Genomic DNA, 14,923 nt, shown 5'->3' with positions numbered 1-14,923 from the left:
GCCTCGAACTCGAGGCCGACGGGCGCACCGTCCGCGACCTGCGCGTCGCGCTCGGCGGCGTTGCCACCAAGCCCTGGCGGGCGCGCACCGTGGAAGAGGCGCTTAAAGGCAAGGTGCTGGAGCCTGAGGTTGTCCGCGCGGCCAGCCTGCTCGCCGTCGAGGGCGCCGTCGACCATGGCGCCAACCACTACAAGATCGAGCTCGCGCCGCGCGTCGTGGCCAGAGCGATCCTCAAACTGGGAGAAGCGGCATGACCGTTCACATCGCAAGACATGGCGACGCCTCCGACGGCGTGCTGGCACAAGCCGTCGGAGGCCGGCTGTCGCGCGTCGACGGCCCGGCCAAGATCACCGGCGCGGCCAAATACGCCGTCGAACAGCAGCTCGAAGACCTGGCCTATGCCGTGCTGGTCGACAGCACGGTCGCGTCCGGCAAGGTGCGCGCCATCGATACGGCGCAGGCTGAGGCGGCGCCCGGCGTGCTGCAAGTGCTGACGCCGGACACCATCATGGCCCTGAAAACCGCGTCGGACTGGTTCGGCACGCCCCCGCCCGACAAGCCTTATTGCCCGCTGGCGCGCGACATCAGCTTTTCGGGCCAGCATGTCGCCGCCGTGGTCGCCGAAACCTTCGAGCAGGCGGTTGCGGCAGCGGCCCTCGTCAAGGTCGACTATGACGAGACGCCGGCCATCGTCGACCTCAACGATGCCAAAGCCGGCGACGGCATTCCGATCGAGGCCATGACCAAGGAATGGGGCGACGCGCAGGCTGCCTTTGCGTCCGCCCCGGTCCGGATCTGCGCCGCCTACAACACGCCGCGCGAATACCAGGCGCCGATGGAGCCGCACGGCCTGATCGCCCGCTGGGAGGGCGACCGGCTCACCGTGTGGGAGCCGAGCCAATGGCTCGATGGCATGGCGCGCACCTATGCCGAGTGGTTCGATGTGCCGTTCGAGAATGTGCGGCTGGTCTCGCCCTATATTGGCGGCGGCTTCGGCTCCAAGGCGCTGGCGCTCGGCCACGGCGCGGTTGCCGCGAGTGCAGCCAAAATGCTCGGCCGGCCGGTGCGCCTGGTGATGACGCGCCCGCAGACCTTCACCGGCTATGGCGGCCGCGCCGCAACGCGCCAGACGGTGGCGCTCGGCGCGGATGCGGAAGGAAAAATCCAGTCGATCGTGCATCGCGGCGTCAATGAAACGTCGATCGATGGCATGTGGGTGGAGCCGTTGGCCTCGGTTACCTCGATCATGTACGCGACGCCGAACTTTTCGTCCCGGCAGAACGTCGTGCGGGTGAATTCCGTGGTGCCGGGCGCCATGCGCGCGCCGGGCGAGAACCCCTCGGCCTTCGGCATCGAAAGCGCCATCGACGAGCTCGCCTATGAGGTTGGCATCGACCCGCTGGAGATCCGGCTGCGGAACTATGCCGAGCAGGACCCGGAAGTGAAAAAAGCCTGGTCCACCAGGCAGTTGCGCGAGGCTTTTGCCACGGGCGCCGAGCGCTTCGGCTGGGCCAGGCGCTCACCGGAGCCGCGTTCGATGCGCGACGGCAACCAGCTGATCGGCTGGGGCGTAGCCGCCGGTACTTATCCGGTGCGGCGCGCCTATGGCGAGGCGATCGTGCGCATCCTGGCCGACGGCTCGGTGGAGGTCGAAAGCTCCTCGATCGACATGGGCCAGGGCACCTACACCATCCTGGCGCAGACGGCGGCCGAGACGGTGGGCGTGCCGGCCGACGACGTCGTGGTGAAGCTGGGCGATTCTCGCTTCCCCCGCGCCGGCGTCGCCGGCGGCTCGCGCCTGGCCGGCGTCATGACGGGCGCCGTCTACAAGGCCGCGACCTCGGCGCTCGACCAGTTGGTCGGGTTGGCGATCAGCGACCCGCGCTCGCCCTTCCATGCGCTGCAGGCCAACACGCTGGTCGTCGCCAATGGCCGCATCACCGCACCGCGTGGCGACGGCCCCGATGTGTCGATCGCCGAGCTCCTCAAAAGCGTCGGCCGCGATCGCATCGAGGCGACAGGCGATACCATGCCGGCCAATTCGAGTGCCGAGGACCGCTACAGGAACTACACCACCATCGCCATGGCGCTGCCGCACACCGAAGGCGACTATTCCCGCCATTCCTGGTGCGCGCATTTCATCGAGGTCCGGGTCGACGAGGATTTCGGCACGGTGCGCGTCTCGCGCGTCGTGTCGGCGCTGGATTCGGGACGGCTCTACAATCCGAAGCTGGCGGAAAGCCAGTGGAAGGGCGGCATCATCATGGGCATCGGCCAAGCGTTGCTGGAAGAAGGCATCATCGACCGCCGCCACGGCCGCATCGTCAACAACAACCTCGCCGACTATCTGGTGCCGACCAATGCCGACATTCCCGACATCGAGGTGATTTCGGTCGGCATCCCCGACCCGCACTCCTCGGTGCTCGGCGGCAAGGGCGTCGGCGAACTGCCCATCGTCGGCGTGGCGCCGGCGATCGCCAACGCGGTGTTCCACGCGACGGGGAAAAGGGTGCGCGACTTGCCGATCACGCTGGAGAAGCTGATCTGAGCGGTGGAAGCGAGTAATCTCCCCCCTTGAGGGGGAGATGGCCGGCAGGCCAGAGGGGGGCGGCCAGGCGCGATCCCGGCGAGCGAGCGCTTCGCGCCGGAGCCGCTCTGGAGGCGGTGAGCCGATCTCGCGCTGCGGACTACGCCTTCAGCCTGAATGCGCTGCCAGGGGCGTGCCTATGTCCGAGACGAGCTTGACAAGATCGGCTTGGCGTCTCGTCCCGGTTTTGGCGAAGATACGATTGAGGTGTGTCTTCAAGGTGTTTTCGCCGATGCCGAGCGCCAAAGCGCTCTTCGACGCCGACAATCCGCTGCCGATCCGCAGCAGGACCCGCGCCTCCGCGGGCGTAAGGTCGAACAGCGTGGTCAGGACGGCCTCCGGGAGAGGAGAAGCCGACGTCGTGGTCGATATGAAGACAGCCGCGCATGCCGGCCGGAAAGCCGCGCGCGCGGTTCCTTCGGTCAGCGGCAGCACATAGGCGACGGCGGGCGGCTGGCCTGGGGCCGAGACCGGCAGTCCTATGCCCCGGGCGCCAAGCGAAGCATCCGCGTTCGCGGCGCTGGCGATCGCTTCCAGCAGGGCGCGGGCGACCGCCGGATTCTGCGCCTGGAGCAGGCCGTTCCTGGAAAGAATCGGACCTTGCGCCGACAACATCCGTTCGGCAGCGCCATTGGCATGGAGGATGGCCCCGTTGGCGCCGGCAAGCACGACAGGCACTGCGAGATTGTCGAGCGCCTGGCGGTAAAGGCTGGCGGTAACGCGAGCCTGGTCGAGCAGGTCTCCGATCAGGGAAGCACGGCGCAGATGCGGCGAGAGCAACGCCAGGAAATGTTGGTCCTCGGCTGATATGATCCCCCTGTCGGCCCATGTGGTGCAACCCATGAGCCCGATCCGGTCCGATGTGTGGACGAATTTGGTGATGCAGGCTTCGCGCAATCCCTGCGGTTCGGCCCAATTCTGAAAAAATGCCGTCTGCCCGAGTTCGGCTTCGCTCATCAGCGACAGCGTCGCGACGGGCGTGTCGACGTCGCCGATGACCGCCGTCTTCAGACCGGGAATTGCATCAAAGTCATAGTCCTGGAGCACGCGCATTTGCACGGGATCCCAGGGCGATTGAGCGGCGAAGCGGCCATGATTGTCGGCGGTGCTGGCGAGCGCGATGGTTGTATAGGCCGCGTCCATGGCCGTCGTGATCCGGGTCATGACCCCGGCCCAGCCTTCCGGGTTCAAAACGCAATCGTAGATATCGCCGATAATGGAACCAAGGACTTCGCTGCTCAGCCTCTCCACCACGCCTCCAGACACACTGCGATCTCGCCTCGGAGAATTTTGTGGCGTCATACTTTTGGATGACGCCACTCCTGGCCGATCTCGATTAGGATTCAACTCGATTGCTTGACGCCAGCCGCCACTGTTGCCGGTTATTCTGCCGATTGAAAGTATGGCGATCGGTATTTTTCAAGCGCGGATACTTTATCGAGGTTTTCCATTGTCGCGAAAGACGGTGTTTTCATCGGCTCAGTTGCCACCGCATCTTGACGAACGCGAGCGATTTTCCCTGTGGCAGGACATCCACGTCGCGGAAATATGGTCGGTGGAATACGGCATATCGGAAAACCTGCCCTTCGAGGCCTCGATCGAAGCCACGGCTGTCGGTTCACTGGTTCTCGGCCAGATGTCCGGAACGATCAAGCAGGCGACAAGGAAGGCGAGCAACATCGCCGAGGACGACAATGACGGCTATTTGCTGTTGATCAACAAGGCCGACACCCTCTTGTCGGGCGTGCAGGTCGGCCGCGAATATGCCGTCGGTCGGGGAGAAGCCGTCCTCGTCACGGCCTCGGAAGCGCTGAAAATGAGCGGCGCCGACAGCAATATCTGGACCAATGTGGTCGTCCCCCGCGCGGTCCTCATGCGCGCCTTCCCGCAGATCGACGACCGGCTGGGGTTGAAGATCGGCGCCGACAACGAAGCCCTCGATCTTCTCAAGCGCTATTGCGAGCTTCTTGAAAGCGGCAGCCCGCTCGCCTCGGCCGATCTCATAACCCATGCGACGGACACGATCGTGGACCTGATCGGCCTGGTGACCGGGGCGAAAGGCCGGGCTGCCGAATTGGTCGGCCTTCGCGGCCTGCGCGCCGCCAGGCTGGAGGCGATCCTGGCAACGATTGCCGAGGATTTCGCCGATCCTGGCATCTCCGCCCAAGGTGTCGCGCAACAGCTCGGCCTGTCGGCGCGCTACATCCATGATCTCCTTCAGGAAACCGGAGTGAGCTTCTCCGAGCGCGTTCTCGAACTGCGGTTGCAGAGCGCCCATAGGATGCTCTCTCAGAGACACAGCGACATGCGGATTAGCGATATCGCGATGACGAGCGGGTTCAGCGATGTATCGTATTTCAATCGCTGCTTTCGTCGCCGTTTCGGCTATACGCCGACCAGCGCCAGATAGGTTGCGGCATTTTCTGTGGCCGGCCCTGGCGCGGCGTCCGATTCTCTCTTTGAGAGGCCGGTGCGGCGGCACCTGCGCGATCGTGGCGCAGAACTGCCACAGTGCGCGCAAAAGGCTCGGCTTTTCGCTCCAGTCCAATTCCAGTGCGGCCCTGCCCAAGACAAGCCCGAGCTCCAATGGCATGTCAGCCTCAGGGTGAAATGACTATCATGTCAGGGGTTTGGATGCCGCAGAATGGTTTTGGTGGCCGCAGGGCTAACGCGTGGAAATATCTGGCGCTGACGTCGACCGCGCTGGTCGGATTCGGCCAGCCGATCGCCGCGACGGCGGCCGATGCCTGGACCGGCACCACCTCCACGGATTGGTTTACCGCCGGAAACTGGAACGCTGGGTCAGTGCCGACGGCGGCCGATATTGTATATATCAGCAATTCGACACCGAATCCGACTGTTATCAACGCTGGCAACGCTTTTGCCGACGATATTTACCTTGGCTTTGTAGCTTCTTCGGACGGCAGCCTTGTCGTTTCGAACGGCACGTTGACGACCGACCGAGCATTCTTATCCTGGGGGGATAACTCCACTTCTGATGTCACCGTAACAGGTGCGGGTTCCTCGTGGACCAGCAGCAGTTTGGTGGTTGGTAGTTTCGGGCTGGCTACGCTCGATATCCTCAATGGCGGTGTCGTGACGGATGCTGTGGGTATTGTTGCGGGCGCCAGCAACGTTCAAGGCGTCGTAAAGATCGATGGCGCCGGCTCAACGTGGCTTAACACTGATAGCCTCACGGTCGGCAGTTCCGGCGTTGGTGCGGTAACGGTTTCCAACGGCGGCAACGTCATCAGCGACAGCGCCTATATTGGCCGATATTCAGATTCGATCGGCTCGGCGACGATCGATGATGCCACCTGGACAAACAATGGAACGCTCTATGTCGGCCATGATGGCGACGGCGCGTTGATAATCACCAACGGCGGTGTGGTTAGCAATGCTGATGCCATGGTGGGCTACAGCACCGATTCAGCCGGTAAGGTGATGGTCGATGGCATCGGCTCAACCTGGCTCAACAGCGGGAACTTGTCCGTCGGCGTCGACGGGACAGGTACGTTGATGGTCTCGAACAGCGGAAAGGTCAGCAATACTTCAGGTTATATTGGCGCCTCCGCGGGTTCGACCGGCAAGGTGTTCGTCGACAACTCGACCTGGACAAACAGCGGATCGCTGGGTGTCGGCGATTTCGGCACCGGCACTCTGGCGATCAGCCATGGCGGCGACGTCAGCTCCAATGGGGGGACTATTGGCGCGAATGCCGGCTCGACCGGCAGCGTGTTCATCGAAAATGCCGGCTCGACCTGGACCAACAGTTCCGACCTGGCTGTCGGCGATTTCGGCACCGGCACGCTAGCGATCAGCAACGGCGGCGCTGTCAGCAATGACAAGGCCTATGTTGGCAAGTCGGCGGGCTCGACCGGCATCGTGATAGTCGTCGACTCAACCTGGACAAACAGCGGGTCGCTGATCGTCGGCGATTTCGGCAAGGGCGCTCTGCAGATCACGCAAGGCGGCGCGGTCAGCAACAGTTGGGCAACTGTTGGCGCGAAGGCGGGCTCGACCGGCATCGTATTCGTCGACGGTGCCGGCTCGACCTGGACAAACAGTTCGGACCTGATCGTTGGCGATCAGGGCACAGGTACGCTGACGGTTTCGAACAAGGGCACGGTCAGCAATCAGAACGGCTTTTTGGCAAATGTTGCGGGCTCCACCGGCACGGCGACGGTCGAGGGTGCAGGCTCGACCTGGGCCAGCGTAGCCCTTTTCGTCGGTTTCGCCGGCACGGGCGAACTGAACATCCTCAACGGCGGCGCGGTCAACAGTGGCCTGGGCTTCGTTGGTTTCGGTTCGGGTTCCGCCGGCACAGTGACCGTCGACGGCGGGGGATCGACCTGGACAAACAGTTCCAACCTGTTCGTCGGCGATCAGGGTACTGGCACGCTGAATATCTCGAACGGCGGCAAGGTTAGCGATACCACAGGCTATGTGGGCGCATTCTCTGGCTCGACCGGCACGGTGACGGTCGACGGCGGGGGTTCGGCTTGGAACAACAGCTCGGACCTGTTCGTAGGCGGTTTCAGCACGGGTACTCTGACGATCTCGAACAGCGGCACGGTCAGCAATGGCTGGGGCTATATCGGCTACGTTGCCGATTCGACCGGCATGGCGGCGGTTGACGGCGCGGGATCGAAGTGGACGAACAGCGGGGACCTCTATGTCGGAGGCTTTGGCACGGGCACGGTGACGGTTTCGAAAGGCGGCGTGGTCAGCAATGGCTTGGGCTTGGTTGGCTACGCCGCAGGTTCGGTCGGCACGGTAGCGGTCGACGGCACAGGCTCGACATGGGCCAGCAGCGGAGATCTTGATGTCGGCGTTAGTGGAACAGGCACGCTGACGATTGCCAATGGCGGCGCGGTGTCGAGCGGCGGCGTGGTCAACATCGCCGCCATGGCGGGCTCCGTCGGCACGCTCAACATCGGTGCGGCGAGCGGATCGCCAGCGGCGGCCGCGGGCACGCTCAATGCGGCGAGCGTCCAGTTCGGGCCGGGCGCGGGTGCGATCAACTTCAACCACACCGATACGAACTACGCCTTCGCGTCGGCGATCGGTGGCGCAGGCACGATCAACCAGATCGCCGGCGCGACGAACCTCACCGCCGATTCGAGCGGCTTCACCGGTGCCACCAATGTGGATGGCGGGCGGCTGGCCGTAAATGGTTCGCTGGCCAATTCGCTGGTGACGATCTTCGGTGGCACGCTGGGCGGCAACGGCACGGTGGGCGGTGTCATGGCGCGGTCGGGCGGCATCATCGCACCCGGTAATTCGATCGGTACGCTCCACGTCGCCGGCAATCTCGACCAGGCGGCGGCCTCGATCTACCAGGTCGAGCTGACCTCGACCGGCCAGTCCGATCTCATCCACGCGACGGGCACGGCGAGCATCGCCTCCGGCGCGATCCTCCAAATGGTCAAGACGGACGCAGCGCCTTACGTGCCGGGCGCGCATTACACGGTTCTGCAGGCCGACGCGGGCGTCATCGGCACCTACACAATCAGCGGACTGGGCCTTTTCACCGGCCTTTACGCCAATTACGATCCGACGCATGTCTACATCGACGCGGTGCAGGCAAAGTCCTTCGCCGATGTCGGCCTGACGCCAAACCAGATCGCCACCGGCGGTGGTGCCGAAAGTCTTGGCAGCGGCAATCCGCTGTTCGATGCGATATTTGCTTTGCCGAGCGAAGCAGCCGCCCAGGACGCCTTCGACCAGCTTTCCGGGGAAATCCACGCCTCGGCCAAGAGCATGCTGCTTGAAGACAGCCGCTTCGTCCGCGACGTGGCCAGCAATCGCATTGCTGCTGCCTTTGGCGATGGCGGCGCTGCGGCGCTGCCGGTCATGGCCTATGGCGAGGGTGGACCGGAAATGGTGGCGGCCGATACCGACCGCTTCGCCGTCTGGGGCCAGGTGTTCGGTTCGTGGAGCAATACCGATAGCGACGGCAATGCCGCCGCCTTCGACCGCTCGACCGGCGGCCTGCTGGCCGGCGCCGATACTTTGGTCGGCGGCTGGCGTGTCGGCGTGCTCGGCGGCTACGGCCATTCCTCCTTCGATGCCGACGACCGCGATTCATCAGGCAAGGGTGACAGCTACCATCTCGGTCTCTATGGCGGCACCAACTGGGGCGCCATCGCCTTCCGCAGCGGAGCGGCCTATAGCTGGAGCAGCATCTCGACCAGGCGCTCGGTTGCTTTCAACGGCTTTGCCGATCAACTGTCGGCCGACTACGATGCCGGCACCGCGCAGGTGTTCGGCGAACTCGCTTACAAGGCCGATGCCGGCAGCAGCTTCCATTTCGAGCCCTTCGCCAACCTCGCCTATGTCAGCGTGCACACCGACGGCTTCACCGAAACGGGTGGTGCCGCGGCGTTGACCAGCGCCAGCACAAACAACGACGCCACCTTCACCACGCTCGGCCTTCGCGGCGCGACCGACTTCGCGCTTGGCGGCATCGATGCCACCGCTCGCGGCATGCTCGGCTGGCGTCACGCCTTCGGCGATGTCACGCCGACCTCGGTCTTCGCCTTCGCCGGCGGCGATCAATTCACCATCGCCGGCGTGCCGATCGCCAGGGATGCCGCGGTGATCGAGGCCGGCCTCGATCTCAACATGTCGGCCAATGCGACGCTCGGCCTGTCCTATACCGGCCAGTTCGGCAGTGGCACGGTCGACCAGGGCGCCAAGGTGGATCTGAGCGTGAAGTTCTGAACGACGGTGACGAAACGGCTTTGCAGCACGAACCTGCACGCTGATCCGCCCTACTCCGGCGACGGCACCGGCGGCTTCGAGGTCAGTGCGGTGCCGGCGGCCGCGACGATGACGGCGGCGATGCCGGCCAGTTGCGGCGCGGTCAGGCTCTCATGCAGGAACAGGAAGCCGGCCAGCGCGCCGAGCCCTGGCTCCAGGCAGGTCAGCGTGCCGTAGATGCGGGCCGGCATCCGGGTCAGCGCCACCATCTCCAGAAAGAACGGCAGCGCGCTCGAGAACAGGCCGACGAGCAAGGCACTGACCAGGATCGACGGCGCGAGCAGGCCCGCTCCCGCCTGCGCCACGCCGAAAGGCAGCACCAGCACGGCGGCAATCGCCATGCCGTAGGCGGTGGTGCGGGTGCCGAGCTCGGCGCCCGCCTTCTGCGCCAGCACGATGTAGAGCGCCCAGAAACCGCCGGCCGCCAGCGCCAGCATCACCCCAATCGGATCGAGCGGCTGGAGCGAACGGATGAAGGGTGACAACAGCACGATGCCGGCGACCGCCAACGCGATCCAGGCAAAGTCGCCCGCCCGCCGCGAGGTCAGCGTCGCCACCAGCAGCGGTCCTGAAAATTCCAGCGCCACCGCGACGCCGAGCGGAATCGTGGCGAGCGCGGCGTAGAACAGGAGATTAAGCGCGCACAGCGTCACGCCATAGGCGACCAGCCACGGCATGGTGGCGCGCGAAGGCCGCATCTGCCAAGGCCGCAGCACGGCGATCAGCATCAGCGCGCCGACGACCAGCCTCAGCGTCGTCGTGCCCTGCGCGCCGATCACCGGAAACAGGCTCTTGGCGAAAGTAGCGCCGATCTGGATCGACACCATGGCCCCCAACAGCGCCATCACGGGCAAAGGCGCCGCTTCACGACCGACAACCGGCGTCGATGTCACTTGATCCCGTCCTCCGTGCGCCATCAGGCAAACGCTGCGTCATGGGAGATAGGGCGAACCGGCCCGTCCGTCGTGAGGCAGGACCGGCATCTCGATGGGGCAAGAAAGGGCCGGACGAGCCGGCCGCCCTCAGACGCGGCCGTTGCGCGCGTTCGGCAGTCTCATGATCGACGTCAGGACCAGCAGCGCGGCACCGCCCAGAAATGCCATCGCCGCCAGCGACAAGGCAATGCCGACATGGACGATGGCGAAGGCCAGCGCAAAGGGTGCAACGGCGGAAACGAGCAGCCGGGCCGATGTGACGCGCCCCTGCAGCCGGCCATAGTCCACACTGCCGAACAATGTCAGCGGCAGGGCGCCGATGACGATGCTGAAAAGCCCGTTGCCCATGCCGAACACGACGGCGAAAACCATCGCGCCTGCGACGGAAGGCGCCGTGCAGTTCAGCACGACGACTCCGCTCGTCATCAGGCCGGCCGAGATGATGGCCAGCGTCAATGGCGGCAGGTTGATACCGAAGATCATGTTGATGAAGCGGCTCAACACTTGTGACGGCCCGAACAGCGTTCCGACAATGGCGGCGGTCGCCCCGAGGCCAAGTCCGGAAAGCAGCGGCACCATATGCACCAGGACAGCGGCGCCAAGCAGGTTCTGCAGCGAGAAGGCGATGACCATCAACGCGAAGCCGAGCGGCCGCGCCGAGGCCGGAAGCGATCCCTGGACATGCCGTGGCGGCTCGGTCGCCGAGCGCCTGCTCTTGGCCAGCCCGTGCGAGAGCCAGGCGTGCAGCGGCAGGCAGACGAGCAGGTTCAGCCCCGCGAAGACGAGATAGACGGTTCGCCATGACATCTGCGCGTGCAGGGCCGAGGTGATCGGCCAGAACACGGTCGATGCGAAGCCGGCGATGAGGGTGAGATAGGTGATGCTGCGTTGCGCTGCACGCGGCCTTATCTGCACAAGCAGCGCGAAAGCGGCGCCGTACTGGACCAGGTTCGATGCCACTTCCAGCACGATCAGCGCCGCCACGAAGGCCCCGGCCGCCGGCGCGTAGGCACAGGCGGCGAGCGCAGCCGCGGCAAGGATCGAGCCGACGGTCATGATCTTGCCGGCGCCGAAGCGGTCGATCCAGTTTCCGAGCCAGGGCGCCGTCAGGCCGCCAACCAGCAGAGCCGCCGAGAGCGCGCCGAAAATCCATTCGGTCGGCCAGTCCAGATCCCTGGCCATATCGGCGGCGAGAATGCTGAAACTGTAGTACAGCGTGCCGTAGCCGATGATCTGGGTGACGCCGAGGGCGGCAATGGCGGTCAGCGGCGAGCGCTCCGGGACTTCGAGATCGGAAAGGCTTCGATCACTTGATGCCACGGTCATGGATCACTACCTCGCCGCCTTCCTTGGTGAAGCGGGCCACCGGATGGTCGAGCAGATCGAGCACGAGCTCGGACGGACGGCACAGCCGCGTCCCCTTGGGCGTCTCGACGATCGGCCGGTTGATCAGGATCGGATGCCTCAGCATGGCGTCGATCAGCTGTTCATCGGTCCATTTGGCGTCACCCAGGCCGAGTTCGGCATAGGGCGTACCCTTTTCGCGCAGCAAGGCGCGCGCGGGAATTCCCATGGCGGCGACCAGCTGGCGCAAGCGGTCCCGGCTGGGCGGATGTTTCAGATACTCGATGATGTCAGGCTTCTCGCCGCTCGCCTGGATCATGGCAAGCGTGTTGCGCGAGGTGCCGCAGTCGGGATTGTGGAAGATCGTAGCGGTCATGGCTTGGCCTCGACGGCAAGAGGTTGGATTTCGGATTGCTGATGCGGCGCGGTCGGGACGATCGCCCGGGCTGTCGGCGCGACGATCACTGAACCGGTCCCTTCACATCGGCGGCGCAGCAGTCTGGAGCCAACGCCGAAGCGCGGATCTCCAGCCTGCCGGAGCAGCAATCCTCCATCAGGAAACGGATGAGGCCGCTCAACGCGTCATATTCGGCGCTGTAGACCATGGAGCGCGAATCGCGCCGCACGCTTATCAGCCCTGCCCGCTCGAGCTCCTTCAGGTGGAAGCTCACATTCGAGGCCGAGACCTCGACTTTTTCGGCGATGGCGCCGGCGGCAATCCCGTCCGGACCGGCAATCACCAGATGCCGCAGGATGCGCAGGCGCGTTTCTTGCGAAAGGGCCGCAAAGGCGGAAAGGGCTTGACGTTCATCCATATTTCAACAATCCTAAAAACGTTGAAACAAGGATTACCGCACATGCTCGTTTCTGACAATCGGGAATTTGAACCCGCTGACGTCGTTGATCCCGACGACATCACCATCGCTGGCCTGCTGGAGTTTCTGGCGGGCTACAAGGACCGGCCGCTGGTGTTCTTCTATGACGGCCGGCCGGTGCGACCTGGCTACCACGTCACCGAAGTGAAGGCCGGCCAGTTCGCTGCGCTGGACTGCGGTGCAAACCCGGAATCCTGGGCCGAGATCTTCGTGCAGCTCTGGGACGTCGAGGAGGACCGCACGCATATGCCGGCCGGGAAATTCTCGGCGATCATCCGCAAGGTGACAGAGCATGTCGGGCTCGACCATTCCGCCAAGCTCACTTTCGAAGTCAGCGACGGCGTGCGCCCGATGCAGCTCTACCGCGCCGCGCCCCCCCGGCTCGCCGGTGATGCGGTGCATGTCGAGCTTTCGCCGCGGCCGGCAAGCTGCAAGCCACGTGACCGCTGGCTGGAGGAAGAGAGGAAAGCCAAGGCCTGTTGCGGACCTTCGGCCGGACCGCAACCTTGCTGCGGCTGACGTTTCGCAGCCAAGCAGATGGCTTGGCGCCGTCTTGACGGCCAAGACAGCCTTCCGCTCGCTCAGTTCAGCGATTTGCGCCGCGGCGGCGGCGTGCGATCGCGTTGAGGCAGCGGGACCTGCGGCCATGCCGGCGAAATGAGCTACGGCGTGGCGCGGAGGTTCCTGCGGATGCGCCGCCTGCCCGTTCCACGGGCTTTCTCCGCCACAACGGCGGCGATGTCGACCACGTCGGCCTCGCGCGATCTGCCGTTGGTGGCCTTGTGAAGCCGCTCGTAAGGCAGCAATTCCTTGATCCGCGCGTTGAGCGACGCGATTTCAGCTTTGAGGTCCTCGCATTCCTGCCTCTGGACATCCAGCTGTATCTGTTCCGCTGCTTGTTGCAGCGCAAGCTGCGAAAGATTGGCGTTCGCTTTCGAAAGGCTCGTCTTGTCGTTTTCGTTCTCGTCGGTGAGCGAGGACAACCTTTGATCGGCGATTTTCTTTTCGGCCAGCGTGTCGTTCAAGTCGGTCTTGAGCCTGGCGATCTCGGCTGTGGCCTCGCTGTTCTCGTGCGAGGCCCGCTCCAGCCGTGATTGCAGGTCCTGTATCTCGGAACGCAATCCGCGCATTTCCGTCTGGCTGCGGGCGAGTTCAGCTTGCCTGTCGCCTTCCATCATGCTGGCCGCTTCGGTCATTTCCGACAGCTTCGCCTGCGCGGTCTCGAGTGATTTCTGGAGCCGCATCTCCTCCTTCTCGCTCTTGCCGAGCGCGGTCAGCAGTTCGGCAAGCCGCGCTGCTTCGCTGGCATGGATCGTCGAGAGCTCGTCGAGCCTGTGGCGCGTCTGGGTTTCTCGCTTCAGCGCCTTGTCGAGCTCGATCGACAGGCTGACATGCTTTTCCCGCAGCATCTTGCTCTCGCGCAGGCGCCTGTTGGCCTCGACCGCCCTGGCCGTCAGCCGCTTGGCGATGTCGCCGAACTCCGCGTCGCGTTTTGCGCCCGCATTGGCCATTTCGGCAAGTTCCAGCCTGGCCGCTGCGAGCGCTGCGCGAAGCGCCTCCCTGTCCTGGACCAGGCTTGTCTCGCGCTGTTGTAGCAATTCGCAGGCGCTTTCACGCTCGCGCAGCTTTCTTGCCGTGTCGTGCAGCTTTTCCGACAGCGTTCTTTGTTCCGCGATCAGGTCGCCATTTGCGAGCTCCAGCTCGTTGGCGCGAAGAATATCGGTGTGGAGGATGTTGAGGAATTCGCGCGTCAAATGGTGTGAGGTCGCGATCTCCGACAATTTGCCGTTGATCTCGTCCATATAGTTCCTGGCGTCGTGGAACATCCCTTCGAAGGCACTCAATGCCGCCATCCGGGTCTGGGTATGGGGCGTCAGTCGTGGCGCGGTTTCGGTGGCGTCGGCGTTGCCCGCGCCGTCCGGATTATCCGCACCATCCGCATCTGCCGCATTGGCCTCGGGTGCCGAGGCCTCGGCTCCTGGCGCGGAATCTGGGATATAGCCGCTGTCTGGCGGCGCGTCATATTCGGTATCGAGGCTGGCATCCAGAGCGTCCGCCAGATCGGCCTGCAGCTCCTGGAGTGCATCATCTACGTCTTCGGCACGCTTGATCAGACCCTTGAAATTCATAACGAATGCCCTTTACGCATACCCCATTCAGTATTTAATAATTGGCTAATATGTATGCTTACATCCACTGATTGCGCAGGGGAAGCCCCCCATTAGGGGGAGCGTAAAGTTGGACATTTGGGGTTGGGATGCGGCGGGCGACCAGTGCCGCGGCCGTCTTTTTGCAGAATTGACGCACCCAATTTCTGGGTGGAATCTGAATGCGGAAAATCCTGGCTCCTACTTCCCTCGTGGAAGGTAGGACTGAGGCGCTGGCGCTGGAGGATGCTCGTCCTGTAGCGCCGCGCC

At 64.2% G+C, this 14,923-nt stretch carries 10 protein-coding genes and 1 pseudogene; 5 read left to right on the top strand and 6 right to left on the bottom strand.

All coding sequences use genetic code 11. The features are described 5' to 3' along the window. Positions 1-254 (top strand): annotated as a pseudogene (locus LB547_RS31825) (xanthine dehydrogenase family protein subunit M); the annotation flags it as partial. Further along, positions 251-2,548, top strand: coding sequence for a xanthine dehydrogenase family protein molybdopterin-binding subunit (locus LB547_RS31820; RefSeq protein ID WP_140728435.1), 2,298 nt, complete (start codon positions 251-253; stop codon positions 2,546-2,548). The pseudogene LB547_RS31825 and the gene LB547_RS31820, both read left to right, overlap by 4 nt. A gap of 147 nt (positions 2,549-2,695) precedes the next feature. On the opposite strand, the gene LB547_RS31815 is transcribed toward LB547_RS31820, so the two are convergent. Continuing rightward, positions 2,696-3,838 (bottom strand): helix-turn-helix transcriptional regulator, encoded by a 1,143-nt coding sequence (locus LB547_RS31815; RefSeq protein ID WP_140759730.1) that lies wholly within the window; start codon positions 3,836-3,838, stop codon positions 2,696-2,698. 199 nt (positions 3,839-4,037) lie between these two features. On the opposite strand from LB547_RS31815, the gene LB547_RS31810 reads away from it, so the two are divergent. Further along, positions 4,038-4,997 (top strand): AraC family transcriptional regulator, encoded by a 960-nt coding sequence (locus LB547_RS31810; protein ID WP_224655999.1) that lies wholly within the window; start codon positions 4,038-4,040, stop codon positions 4,995-4,997. A 224-nt stretch (positions 4,998-5,221) separates the two neighbouring features. After that, on the top strand, positions 5,222-9,313 hold the full coding sequence (locus tag LB547_RS31805) for an autotransporter domain-containing protein (protein WP_181177968.1): 4,092 nt from the start codon (positions 5,222-5,224) through the stop codon (positions 9,311-9,313). Between the two features lie 50 nt (positions 9,314-9,363). Here the strand turns inward: LB547_RS31805 and LB547_RS31800 are convergent, their stop codons facing one another. The 4 genes from LB547_RS31800 to LB547_RS31785 form a co-directional block, all read right to left on the bottom strand. After that, on the bottom strand, positions 9,364-10,245 hold the full coding sequence (locus LB547_RS31800; protein WP_140657648.1) for an EamA family transporter: 882 nt from the start codon (positions 10,243-10,245) through the stop codon (positions 9,364-9,366). Positions 10,246-10,374: 129 nt separating this feature from the next. Beyond that, positions 10,375-11,613 (bottom strand): arsenite efflux MFS transporter ArsK, encoded by a 1,239-nt coding sequence (arsK, locus tag LB547_RS31795; protein ID WP_140759720.1) that lies wholly within the window; start codon positions 11,611-11,613, stop codon positions 10,375-10,377. After that, positions 11,594-12,007, bottom strand: coding sequence for an arsenate reductase (glutaredoxin) (gene arsC / locus LB547_RS31790; RefSeq protein WP_140521460.1), 414 nt, complete (start codon positions 12,005-12,007; stop codon positions 11,594-11,596). The genes arsK and arsC overlap by 20 nt, the downstream gene beginning before the upstream one ends. An 85-nt stretch (positions 12,008-12,092) precedes the next feature. Then, entirely contained in the window at positions 12,093-12,446 is a 354-nt protein-coding gene (locus LB547_RS31785) for an ArsR/SmtB family transcription factor (protein ID WP_140556429.1), read from the bottom strand. A gap of 42 nt (positions 12,447-12,488) precedes the next feature. Between LB547_RS31785 and LB547_RS31780 the strand changes: the two genes are divergently transcribed. Beyond that, complete coding sequence (locus tag LB547_RS31780) at positions 12,489-13,025, top strand: DUF6428 family protein (RefSeq protein WP_140759717.1); 537 nt, start codon at positions 12,489-12,491, stop codon at positions 13,023-13,025. Between the two features lie 143 nt (positions 13,026-13,168). On the opposite strand, the gene LB547_RS31775 is transcribed toward LB547_RS31780, so the two are convergent. Then, entirely contained in the window at positions 13,169-14,635 is a 1,467-nt protein-coding gene (locus LB547_RS31775; RefSeq protein WP_140759714.1) for a hypothetical protein, read from the bottom strand. Between the last annotated feature and the right edge of the window lie 288 nt (positions 14,636-14,923).

Origin of the sequence: Mesorhizobium sp. B264B1B (assembly GCF_020165765.1) — a bacterium.
Lineage (GTDB): Bacteria > Pseudomonadota > Alphaproteobacteria > Rhizobiales > Rhizobiaceae > Mesorhizobium.
The sequence above is the reverse complement of the archived record's forward strand: the minus strand, read 5'-3'. Positions and strand labels throughout refer to the sequence as shown.